General features: G+C 51.0%; 7 protein-coding genes. All 7 read left to right on the top strand.

The genetic code is table 11. The features are described from left to right. The first annotated feature begins 22 nt into the window (after positions 1-22). The 7 genes from ACFVU8_RS00355 to ACFVU8_RS00385 all read left to right on the top strand — a co-directional run bounded on the left by ACFVU8_RS00355 (position 23) and on the right by ACFVU8_RS00385 (position 12385). Positions 23-2773: an S-layer homology domain-containing protein gene (locus tag ACFVU8_RS00355; protein WP_387425425.1), complete on the top strand. Its 2751-nt coding sequence runs from the start codon at positions 23-25 to the stop codon at positions 2771-2773. Positions 2774-3015: 242 nt separating this feature from the next. After that, the gene (gene nth / locus ACFVU8_RS00360) at positions 3016-3726 is read left to right on the top strand and encodes an endonuclease III (protein WP_379464658.1); all 711 of its coding nucleotides are present in this window, start codon (positions 3016-3018) and stop codon (positions 3724-3726) included. Positions 3727-3728: 2 nt separating this feature from the next. Next, positions 3729-3995, top strand: coding sequence for an NAD/NADP transhydrogenase alpha subunit (locus tag ACFVU8_RS00365; RefSeq protein ID WP_066363024.1), 267 nt, complete (start codon positions 3729-3731; stop codon positions 3993-3995). A 736-nt stretch (positions 3996-4731) separates the two neighbouring features. After that, positions 4732-8436 carry a dynamin family protein gene (locus ACFVU8_RS00370; RefSeq protein WP_387425427.1) on the top strand — a complete coding sequence of 1235 codons (3705 nt, stop codon included), beginning with the start codon at positions 4732-4734 and terminating at the stop codon, positions 8434-8436. A 151-nt stretch (positions 8437-8587) separates the two neighbouring features. Then, complete coding sequence (gene purT / locus ACFVU8_RS00375) at positions 8588-9778, top strand: formate-dependent phosphoribosylglycinamide formyltransferase (RefSeq protein ID WP_175373799.1); 1191 nt, start codon at positions 8588-8590, stop codon at positions 9776-9778. Further along, entirely contained in the window at positions 9768-10232 is a 465-nt protein-coding gene (locus ACFVU8_RS00380) for a GNAT family N-acetyltransferase (protein WP_246317358.1), read from the top strand. The genes purT and ACFVU8_RS00380 overlap by 11 nt, the downstream gene beginning before the upstream one ends. A 503-nt stretch (positions 10233-10735) precedes the next feature. Then, positions 10736-12385 (top strand): response regulator, encoded by a 1650-nt coding sequence (locus ACFVU8_RS00385; RefSeq protein ID WP_387425429.1) that lies wholly within the window; start codon positions 10736-10738, stop codon positions 12383-12385. The last annotated feature ends 2 nt before the right edge of the window (positions 12386-12387 follow it).

A 12387-nucleotide genomic window follows, 5' to 3' on the forward strand; every position in this document is an offset into this window, starting at 1 on the left:
TTATTGAGAGGAGAACAACCTATTGTCCAGACAAAAGAGATTGAAACGTAGGGTGAAGCCTTATTCTGCCAAAGCGGTTTCGGCCGTTCTGGCGGGGGTTATGGTTTTGGGTGGAACAGGCGCGGCTTTTGCAGATAGTTCTGCGAGCACTACAGCGAACCCTCCAGCGAATCAGAGCAATGTCTCTGCCCCTAGCACATTTAGCGATGTAAAAACAGGCTTTTGGGCCGAAAAGCATATTTATAAATTAGCGGGGCAGGGGATTATTGTCGGCAACAACGGCTTGTTCCGTCCCGGCGACCCCGTAACCCAGCAAGAAGCTGTATTGATGGCGCTGCGTTTCATGAAACAGGCGGGTAATGCGGACCCTAATACACAAACCGTTCTTCCAACGGGATTTGAGGTATCGAATTACTACAAGTCCTACGTGATTTATGCACTTCAACAAGGCTTACTTGATAAGACTGCTGAAATGACAGCAGATAATCAGAAAACTTCCTGGGGTGAGCGCAAAGCTTCCCGGGAGTGGATTGCAGAGCTGCTGATCCGTTCACTCGGCAAGAGTGCTGATGCAGTAGCTTCAGGGAATGCTTCGACAGGATTTGCCGACGATGCTAAGGTGTCCGCGAACAAACGTGGCTACATAAATTTGGCGGTCAGCCTCGGTCTGGCGAACGGGCTGGATGGCAACCGTTTTGATCCGCAGGGTGCTGTAACCCGTGCACAATTGGCGACTTTCTTCAGTAGGGCAGAAGCACAGTCAGGGCTTGTATATGACAATACTGTGGAAGGCTATATCAGCGATCTGAAAAGTGACAGACTATCTGTCTACGATAACGGAAATACGTCTGTGCATGGACTGAATGCCAGCACTGCATATTTTACCAGCACTTCTGAGAATCGAATTAATCTGAGCGATCTTCAGCCGTACACGAAGGTAACTGTTATTGGAGCTACTTATAATGCTTCCTATGTGGAGATAACTGATCCGACACAGCTAATTGAAAGCCTGAGTGGTAATTTTGCCATGGTGGCTCCAGGGAACAAGCTGTGGTTGAAATCGGCAACAGGTTTTACTGAGTACTACTACGATGATACGACAACTTTCGTGGATGCCAGCGGCAATAAAATTGAACCGTCTGCACTTGTGGCGGATAGTGTCGTAACGTTGACACAGGAAAAATATAGCGGTTCTCACAAGGTAGTAAAAGTGCAAGTCACCTCTGGTGTGATCAATAAGACAACAACAGGCACAATTCAAAGTGTAAACCTTACGGACAAGTCCATAACTTTCAAAAATGCTGCCGGTGTTCCTGAGACTTTTAAATGGGAAGATGGCAACTCGTTGTTCAGCTCCCAGAACAGCGTTCTGCAGCCTGCTGATTTGAAGGTGGGTGCTGCAGTCAAATACACGATTCAAGAGAATGTAATCCGTACTGTAGAGGTTACCGAGGGTGTTGAGCGCACCGTCCAAGGTATGCTCAACGAGATTACGGGTACAACCGTTGTATATAAGAAAAAGGATGGCGGACGCGAGGTGAAGCTTCTGGCGGCTAAGCCGGCGATTGTTATTCCTGGCATTGCGAATCCTTCCAGTGATGATCTGGTGGCAGATGCTACTGGAGGAGACAATATACAGCTTACACTCGGAAGTGATGATCAGGTCACCAAGATTGAGGTCTTGAGCCGGCAGATCGACCAGTTCAGCGGAGCGGCCATTGTAGATTATAATTCCAAAACACAGCTGCTGACGATCAAGGATGTGAGCGGCAAACCGCATGTCATTCAGCTAGATGATAAAACCAAGCTGGCGTATGACGGTATTGCTCCGAACCTGACGACAGTTGGGGCAAGATTGACTGAGGGCCGTAAAATAAACTTGAAGGCGCTCGGCATGCGAGCTCTTTCGCTGGAGCTGCTAACCAAATATGAAGGTACATTGACAGCCGTCAATACCTCAGCCAGAACGATGGTCATCAAGGTCAATGCCGGGGAAAGTCTTACTCTCCCTTATCCAAATTCGGTGGAGCAGTTCGGCAACAGTAACGCTACGATTACCGATGTGCCAATTGGCAGTAGCGTAATAGCAGCGCTGGGTACGAACCAGGATATCATCTCCGTGCTAAAAGTGAAATCCGTTCTGCAACTCGAGACTTCGATGGTCAATTCGGGAACTAATCGTATTGCGATTAAAGTCAATGGAGGCAGTAGCGAGATCAACACTACTCAGTTGCCTTTGACCAATGAAGCTGGGCAGACTGCGAAGTTGACTGAGATGAAGGCCGGAGATTTTGTGAATGTGACCTTTGAAGGTTCGACTCCACTTGCCATTCAGACTGTCAAGCTAACTACAGGCCCGGTTAACGGGGTAGATGCCACTGCGGGAACGCTGACCGTGAAGGATTATTCAGGGGCTGTACAGACCTTTAACACAAGCAGCGGAATTAAAATTACTAGAGATGGCACAACAACGACGACGCTTGGAAGCTTGACTACTGCTGACCGGATTGAAGCCCGGAAAGATGCTAATGGTTCCATCATCGTACGGGTGCTAACTCAGGCAAGCCGCATCTTCTCACGTTATGAGAGTGCGTCGAACGAAATTGTGGTGAAGCGGGATAACATGAACGATAATTCCAATCGTTTCCGGTTAGCACCTAATGCATATATTCATCAAGGTGACACGACATTATCCGTGCAATCTCTCAAAGAAAATGATAAGATTATAATGTATTTTAATAACGATGTTGCAATAGAAGTTGTGAAACAATAATTGCGAGTGGTGGATTTCTGTGAGAAACACCGTCTTGACGCAAGGGTTTGCCTGCGTCAGGACGTTTTTTTTGAAATATAGCAAGGTATGGTGTTCCTTATCTATAGTTATGCATGATCCGTCCTTTCATGAGTTGAAATGTATGGAGAACTGCGCTATAATACATACTTTGTTTATATTTCCTTACATCAAAATGGGAAGCGCTGGCATGTTCAGCGTAAATTGTGAAGCGGAGGGACGCTATGAAGGTTGCAGAAGTCCGCCACATTCTGGATACGATGGGTGACTTGTTTCCTGATGCGCATTGTGAGCTGATTCATAGCAACGCTTTTGAACTAACGATAGCCGTGCTGCTCTCAGCCCAATGTACGGATGCTACGGTGAACAAAGTGACCGTGGATCTGTTCCAAAAGTATAAGACCCCCCTAGACTACGTCTCCGTACCTATAGAGGAGCTGGAAGGGGATATCCGGCGCATCGGCCTTTACCGCAACAAGGCGAAGCATATACAGAGCTTATGCTCCATCCTGATTGAGCAATACGGGGGCGAAATTCCCCAGGCTCATGATGAATTAGTTAAGCTGCCAGGTGTTGGCCGCAAGACTGCTAACGTGGTGGTGTCTAATGCTTTTGGTGTGCCTGCGATTGCTGTAGATACGCATGTGGAGCGGGTCGCGAAGCGGCTTGCCCTGGCAGGCTGGAAAGATTCTGTACTGGAAGTGGAGAAGAAGCTGATGAAGGCGGTGCCGAAGGATGAATGGACACTGACGCATCACCGGCTCATATTTTTCGGCAGATATCACTGCAAGGCCCAGAACCCGGGATGTCAGGTTTGTCCGCTTCTTGATGTATGCCGTGAGGGAAAGAAACGTATGAAATCGTCTGTGATCAGGAAAGATAAAGATCATACGCGAAAGAGCAAAGAGTTAGAGATGAAGAAGAGGATGGGATAGAGATGAAGTGCATTTCTGTGTACACTGACAATTTTGAAGTGTTTTCGGATATTTTTGACCGCGTAGTGGATAGCCCACTGGAAGAGAACGAAGAGCAGGAAGTTGAAGGCATTACAATCAGCCATTCCGGCGAAGTGCCTGAACACTACCTGGAGCGTATGTCGCAAAAGCCTGAGGTAGTTGTTATGAGAGACAAATCCCGTGGCTTGACTATTCTTCAGCACGGCAAAGTATTCGAAATTCTGCTGCCTGAATTGGAAAGTGCATAACACATTCGGGATGATCTGTGATGCATCCGTAATAAAGGAGTCTGCCCCATTGGGCAGGCTCTTTTTCGTATTATCTATATAAGCCGAACAAAAGAAAGTAACAAAAAGCGAGGAGGAACGAAGGGAGAAGTTTGGAACTATAGGAGCGAAAGCGCGAGCTAAAAAGCATTCCACAGGAAAGCTGGCATCGGAAGCATAATCTCTCTGGATTTCAACCGTAAACAGCGGAACTATGGAAAGAAATCTGGAGACAACAGTGGCCGGAAGTCCAAACATTCGACCGTAGTGGCGTTCTAAAGAGAGGGTGAACAGGGATACTGAAATAGGGATGTCGAGGAAGATTCATCAGATCGCTAAACGCCAGGGCAGTTCTGTCTGTTCGTAAGGGATTATAGGTTATTTTGTAATTAGTGTGTATTTGATTTGTGGCAGACCGGTGATAAAATGGAATTATTCTATTCTTGCAGATTATAACGGGTCTTGCCAAGTATAACGGGAATAAATCATGTTATTTCGGCACTTTAGGTGCAGACTTGATATATAACGGGAATTTCTCCTGTTGTTCCGACATATTTGCTACTATGTGAACCTGTTGGATTGTTTTAACTGCATAAATTCCTGTTATTTGGATGTAAAAGGGAGTTTTCTGCGAATTAGCGGGATTTTTTCCCGTTAATTCACTCAGTACGATTGGACTATAATTGGACTATAAGGCTAGAGTAGAGGTGGAGAGCGGATGGGTGCGGAACAAGCCAAGGCAGAGAGAAAAGCCAGTAATGAAACAACAGCAGGGACAACAGCAGAGACAACAAGCGATAGTGAAACCACAGTAGAGCTTTTGGATTTGAAAGAATTGTCCGAACGTTGGGGTGAAGATGAGACCGGGCAGATTTTTGGTGATTTGCTGGAAAAAGAAAAGGCGAATGAACTGACGATTGCTTTTTGCGGACATTTCTCCGCCGGGAAATCCAGTATGATCAACAAACTGTGCGGAAGTACGGTGCTTCCCTCAGGTCCTGTTCCTACAAGTGCCAATATTGTATCTATCCGCAGCGGCACCCCGCGTGTACTGATCTATCCTCGAACCGGAGCAGGCGGGACTGTGGTACCTTGGGAAACGACCCAGGAGCGATTGCAGGAATACTGCCGTGATGGCGGGGAATATTCAGCGATTGAGGTTTGGGAGGATGCACCATTACTCGGTTCCCATGGAGTCTTGATGGATACACCGGGCGTGGATTCCACGGATGACGGTCACCAGACAGCGACACGTTCGGCACTTCATTTGGCGGATGTTGTGTTCTACGTGATGGATTATAACCATGTACAGTCGGAGAATAATCTAGCCTTTGCCAAAAATCTTAGTGATTGGGGTAAACCGTTATATCTGATCATTAACCAGATTGACAAGCACCGCGAACGAGAGATTTCGATTACAGAATATCAGAAGCAACTAGAAAGCGCTTTCCATCACTGGGGGATTAAGCACAACGGGATGCTGTTTACTTCGTTGAAGGTTAAGGAGCATCCGCTGAATCAATGGGAAGAACTGCTGAAGCTGATTACAAAGCTACTGTCCTCCAGGCAGGAATTGCTGCAATTTAGCTTGTCGCGTTCCATTCATCATACAGGCGAGGCATTGCTGGCATCGTACCGGGAGGAGCAGCGTGAAGAGCGGGAGCAGTGGATACAGCAACTGGATGGTACAAACCGTGAGACTGTAGATCGGGAACTGACCTCTCTTGAGCAGGAGAAGAAGGACTTGGAAGACCTTCCTGAGCATTCTAGGCAGCAGCTCCGTTCTGCGCTGGAGAATTTGCTAGGCAATGCGAATCTCATGCCCGCCGATGTACGGGAGGCGGCGGGGGCATATGTTGAGAGCATGAGCCCGGGATTCCGGCGGGGGCTGTTCTTTACCGCTGCCAAGCGGGAGAAGGAGCAGAGCGGGCGGCTTGCTGCCTGGCATGCACTGCTAACCCGCGAGGTGTCCGCCCAGATCGAGTGGCATACTGGGCCACTTCTTCGTGAGTGGGCGGAAGCTCTGGAGCTGTGGAGCGAGGATGATGATACGAAGCTGAAGGAGATTTTCCCGGCGGTGAGCCCGGAGTGGCTAGCGGCCTTGGTAAAGCCGGGAAGCGGTCATACGGGTGAGGCGCTGCTCAATCTCTGCCGCAGTCTGGCGGCAGAGATTAAGAGCCGCTACCGCCGCGCGGCGCTGGATTTCGGCGATGAGCTGCTGGCGAAGCTGCCGCCGCTCATGGAGGAGCGGCGCGCAGAGCTTGCGCGCCGCGAAGCAGACCTCGCGCAGCAGGCGTCAGCCGCCGCTGCGCTCGCCGCTCTGGACCGCGCAGCGGAGCAGCGCGCGGCAGAGCTCGCGGCGCTGCTGCCGCCGCGCCGCAGCCTCACCCCCGGCATCCTGCCGGAGGTGAGGACTGCCCAGCACGCGCCTGCCGCAGAGGCGGCGCATGACACCCGGCCGCCGCTGCGCATAGCGGCCGCTCAAAGCGCCGCCCCAGACTGGGCGGCGGGAGCTGTATCGCCGGCCGGTGGACGGCGACGGTTGTCCGCAGCCGCCGGCGCACTGGCGGCGGCAAGCGAACTGCTGCGCGGCGAGCCGGCCATGGCCTCAGCCGCGCGCAGCCTGGCGGCGCGGGCGAAGGACCTCGCCGGCGGCCGCTTTACACTGGCGCTGTTCGGAGCGTTCAGCGCCGGCAAATCCTCCTTCGCCAACGCCTTGCTGGGCGAAGAGGTGCTGCCCGTGTCTCCCCATCCCGCCACGGCGGCGGTCAACCGCATTTTGGCGCCGGAAGGGGACTTCCGGCATGCCAGCGCGGTAGTGACCATGAAGTCGCAGGCTGATGTCTGGGATGACATCACCCATTCCTTCAGCGTGCTGGGGCTAGGCGTACCACAGCCCGAATCCTGGAGTGCGGCGTTGTCCAGTCTGCCCCTGGGGGGCATTCATCCCTCCGCACTGCCCCATGCCGGCTTCCTGCGGGCTGCAGCCGCCGGCTGGAAGGAAGCCGAGCCGTTGCTTGGAACTGTACGGACCGTAGGACTGGAAGAGTACCGGCAGCTGGTTGCAGAGGAGACGCGGGCCTGCTTTGTACAAGGCATCGATCTGTATTATGCCTGCCCGCTGACCGAGAGTGGCATTGTGCTGGTAGATACCCCCGGGGCGGACTCCCTGCATGCACGGCACACCGGCGTTACCTTCGGATATATGAAGGAAGCCGATGCCATCGTATTTGTCACATATTATAATCATGCCTTTTCCAAGGCCGACCGGGGACTGCTGGCACAGCTGGGACGAATCAAGGACAGCTTCGCCCTGGATAAAATGTTCTTCATCATCAATGCCTCTGATCTGGCCTCTGGAGAAGAAGAACTGGAAGAGGTTCGGGGTCATGTGGTCCGAAATTTGCGGGAGGGTGGACTGCATGCACCGCGCATTTATGCGCTGTCGAGCTTGCTGGCGCTGGAGGGGAAAACTTCAGGCCAGCGTGACATTTACGAGAGCTCCCGTTTTCAGCATTTTGAGCAGGCCCTTTCTCAATTTGCTGGTGAAGAGCTGCCACAGTTATCGCTTGCTGCTGCACAGGAGAGCCTGGCATCAGTCGTCCACCGTGCGGAGGAATGGCAAGCCCTGGCTTCCCGCGAGGAGAGCCAGCGGGAGGCGGAAGCTATCCTGCTGAAGGAACGAATGGGGCAGGCGGAAGAACGGCTGGTTCTTCTACAGACTGAAACCCGTCCAATTAACAGTCTTCGCCGTGAAGGAGAAGAGCTGCTGTACCATGTGCGGCAACGGATCGGGTTCACCTTCGGCCGTTTCTTCCAGGAATCCTTCCATCCTTCATTGCTGCGTGAAGAAGCCGGGAATCTGAAAGAGATCTTCTCAGCTTGTGGAGCGGAGCTGTGGCGGACAGTGCAGCGTGAACTTGAGCAGGAGCTATGGGCGACGACCCTTCGGCTTGAAGCCGCCGGGAACAGGTTGGTACATGAAGCCGTAGCAGCTGCAACGGCTGAGTTACCTTTGATGGAGGGTGAAGCTCAACTGGTGGATGATGAAGAAATCCGCTGGAGCCCGCCTGCCGAGATGGACTTGCGACTTCAGCCAATACATTGGACTTCCTTATGGGGGATGTTTAAGTCCCCGCGTCAATTCTTCGAAGGCGGTGGGCGGGATAAGGTCAAATCCGCAGTGGAACCGCTGCTGAAGGAAGCCATTACCGTTGCGGTAGCTGCTCAGGAGCCCAAACTGCTGGAACATTACGCGGTGGGCGCCCAGGCAGCCCTGAATATCACCGCGGATCGGCTGCGCGAAAGATTATCCGAACAGGAGGAAGCCATGACGAATCTCCAGAAAGGGGGTGATTCGGCGGAGCGTTGGGGCGAATTGGCCCTCCAATTGCGACGTATTGGAGAAACTTTCGACAATTAAAAGTGAAGATTGTAGTAAATTGTCGAAGAACACTTGCAATCTGACGGATGATGGATGAAAATAAAGAAGTCTGAAAAATACATGGATACTGTCACTTTTACTGAAAATACAGAAAGTGCCAGTCAATTGCCGAAAGAGGTTGAAGTCGACAATGTGGGGAGCTCCTTTTTCAGCTCAAAGCCGCAAGCTGCTGCTGCTGGGCAGTGGTGAACTGGGTAAGGAAGTTATTATTGAAGCTCAACGCCTTGGCGTAGAGACCATAGCAGTAGATCGTTATGAGGGTGCTCCGGCCATGGGAGTGGCTCATCGTTCCCATGTGATCGACATGCTGGATGCGGATGCTCTTAAGGCACTGATCCGTATGGAGAAGCCGGATGTCATTGTGCCGGAGATTGAAGCCATTGCGACCCATGCCCTTCAGGAGCTGGAGGATGAAGGCTTTGCAGTCGTGCCGACGGCACGGGCTGCCCGGTTGACGATGGACCGTGAAGGCATTCGCCGCCTTGCCGCTGAAGAACTTGGTCTGCCAACTGCAGATTACCGCTTTGCGGATAGTTTGGACGAGCTACGGCAGGCAATTGCTGAACTTGGTACACCTTGTGTGATCAAGCCGATTATGAGCTCTTCTGGCAAAGGGCAGAGTGTCTGCCGGAATCCGGAGGATGCGGAGCATTGCTGGAATATCGCTTTGGAAGGTGCAAGAGCCAAGGGAACCAGAGTCATCGTAGAAGCTTTTGTGACTTTTGAGAGTGAGATTACCTTGCTGACGGTTCGTTCGGTGTCGGGAACTGTATTTTGCCCGCCCATCGGACATATTCAGAAGGACGGCGACTACGTGGAATCATGGCAACCTCATCAGATGGACGAAGGTCAGCTAGCGGAAGCGCAAGCCATTGCCAAAGCGGTAACCGATCAGCTAGGAGGCCGCGGTATTTTTGGAGTGGAGCTGTTCCTGACGTCTAAAGGCGTGTTGTTCAGTGAAGTATCACCAAGGCCGCATGATACCGGCATGGTAACCATGGCCACACAGGATTTATCTCAATTTGCAGTACATGTCAGAGCCATTCTGGGATTTCCGCTGGAATGTGTTCAATTACTCACACCCGGAGCATCGGCAACACTAAAAGCCGAGACCGCGGGACAAGCTTTTGCAGTAACCGGACTGGATGAGGCGCTCGCGCTTCCCCGCACGCAGGTCCGGGTGTTCGGTAAGCCGGAAGCCCGGCCCGGACGGAGAATGGCAGTAGCTTTAAGTGCGGCTGAAGATGTGGAAATTGCACGGACGGTCGCCAGGCAGGCAGCGTCTAAGCTTAAAGTGGAGGTATATGAGAATGGACAGTAGTACCCTAGCACCAGTACTGCAAATTCGCAAATGTGGCATGGAAGATCTGGAGAGAATAACAGCCCTACTGCGGGAACTCGGTTATCCGACAACGGTTAATGTAATGAAAGAGAGAATTGAAGGCATGGAGAACAACCCTCTCCAATGTACACTTGTTGCTGAACTAGATAACGAAGTAGTGGGAATGATCGGCCTCAGGCAGGTAAGCTCCTTTTCCAAACAGCAGGAATCCATCACAGAGATTACTGCGCTCATCGTTTCGGAGGAAATCCGCGGCAACGGACTCGGCAAAAGACTAGTAGCTGCTGGAGAAGAATGGGCACGTCATAAAGGCTGCTGCAAGCTGTTTTTGAGAAGCGGCAACCGTGTGGAGCGTGCACCAGCACATGCTTTTTACCAGCACATCGGGTTCGAAAAAACAGCAGGATACCGCTTTAACAAAGCGCTGCTATAATATTTCTGCGTTACCGATCATACCCATCCCGGCTTGCGGGATGGTTTTTTTTTATAATCTACGAAATTTCTCCGCTCATAAAAGGCCACAACATAACTTAACCATAGATTAGACGGAATGAATCAGATAGAATGTACTTACTGCACACCAGCGTTATAAAATAAACTTGAAACAAATCACACCAGTGTGAAAGTAACAGAGGGGAAGGTTTGGAACTGAAGGAGCGAAGCGTTCGCCTTTGTCCCCAGATTTCAACCGCTAGAAGCGGTTTAAAAAGAAGAAATCTGGAGACAACAGCGACCGTAAGTCCAAAATTTCACCGTAGTGCCGACCAAGCTTTAAGTGGAAATCTTAAGTTCGTTTTAATAGAAGAGGTTTATAAAGAAAAAATCTGGAGACATCAGCGACGGTAAGTCCAAACATTCCCCGGAGTGACGACCAACACCTGTGTGGGCAAACTTCAAGTTTTTTTATAACAAAACCAACCCAAAGAGGGATGATGCATGTACAAATTGATTCTTGCCGAAGATGAGGAAGATGTAAGAGAAGGAATAATCGGACAGATCGACTGGGCCAAGTACGGATTTGAGGTTGTGGATCAGGCAGAGAACGGCCGGGAAGCGGCCGATGCCATTGATCGATTGCTGCCAGACGTCGTGGTGACCGATATTCAAATGCCGTTCATGAATGGACTGCAGTTAGCCGAATGGATACGCAAACGCCATCCGAATACGAAGATCATTATTTTAACCGGGTTCGATGAGTTTGAATATGCACAGCGGGCGATTAAATTGCAAATCGATGAGTATATTTTGAAACCGTTTTCATCACAAGAGTTAATAGATGTGCTGCTGAAGGTGAAGGGGACAATAGAGTCGGAGATTGCGGAGAAAGAGAATATATTCGTGCTAAGCGAACATTACCGGAAGAGTCTGCCCGTCCTCCGCGAGCAGTTCTTGTCCTCACTAGTTTCGCGCCGTCTGACCCGTGCCGAAATTGAGGAGAAGCGTGCGGAATATGACATTCCGCTGGAAGGCCGACTGTTCCAAGCGTCAGTTATTAGTGTGGATTACATCCGGCACACAGGCAGGGAGAACGCGGAGGAAGGTCGACCAGTATCGCTGCGCGACACAGGCGATCGCAATTTGCAGCTCTTCGCCGTCCTGAATATTGCCGAGGAAATATGTGAGAAGCATAATTTCGGCAAAGTCTTTATCCACCGGGATAATGTGGTTCTGCTATCTGTCAGCCCGGAGCAGGAAGAGGCCGAAATTACAGGCAAGACCTTCACGATTTTAGAGGAGATCGGACAGAATGTGCAGCGCTTCCTGAAGTTGACGGTTACTTCGGGCGCGGGTACTGTATGCCGGTCACCGGAGTTATTGTTTAACTCCTTCGGAGATGCCCTGCAGGCACTGGACTATCGCGTGATTCTGGGGAACAACCGGGTGATCTGGATTGAGGATGTAGAGTCGAGATCAACACAAATGCTGGATTATGACGATCTGACTCAGCAGTCCCTGATTCGCACGATCAAGTTGGGAACGGTTCAGGAGCTGAAGACGGTAGTGGACGGTTTGTTCGCCGGGCTGGATATCGCTCAGGTCTCCATGCAGGATTACCAGATTTTTTTGCTGGAGATTATGACGTCCATTCTCCGGCTTGCCAAAGAAGCTGGTAATGAGACCGCGGAGCTTTTTGGTTCTGGGCTCTCATCTTTGACGGATATGAACAAGTTCAACAATGTCGAAGAGGCCAAGCAGTGGATCATCAACTTATGTACCCGGATTATGGACTCCATCGCACTGGAGCGGCAGTCGAGCTATAAACAGCTCATTGATCAGGCCAAGGATTATATCCGTGATCATTACGAGGAATCCGAAATCTCCATCGGGAAGGTCTGCCAGCATCTGCATATCAGCACAGGGTATTTCAGCAGTATTTTTAAAAAAGAAATGAAGATGACCTTTGTGAGCTATCTTTTGCAAATCCGCCTGGAGGCCGCCAAGGAGCTGCTTCGCTCCACGGAGCTCAAGGCGTTCGAGATCGCTGAGAAAATCGGCTTTGCCGACCCAAACTATTTCAGCTTTTGTTTCCGTAAGAAATACGGCCTTTCTCCCAAAGAGTACAAGAACAGCGCCAGAGGAGGATAAGG

The organism is Paenibacillus sp. NPDC058177, from assembly GCF_042883835.1.
GTDB lineage: Bacteria > Bacillota > Bacilli > Paenibacillales > Paenibacillaceae > Paenibacillus_AQ > Paenibacillus_AQ agri.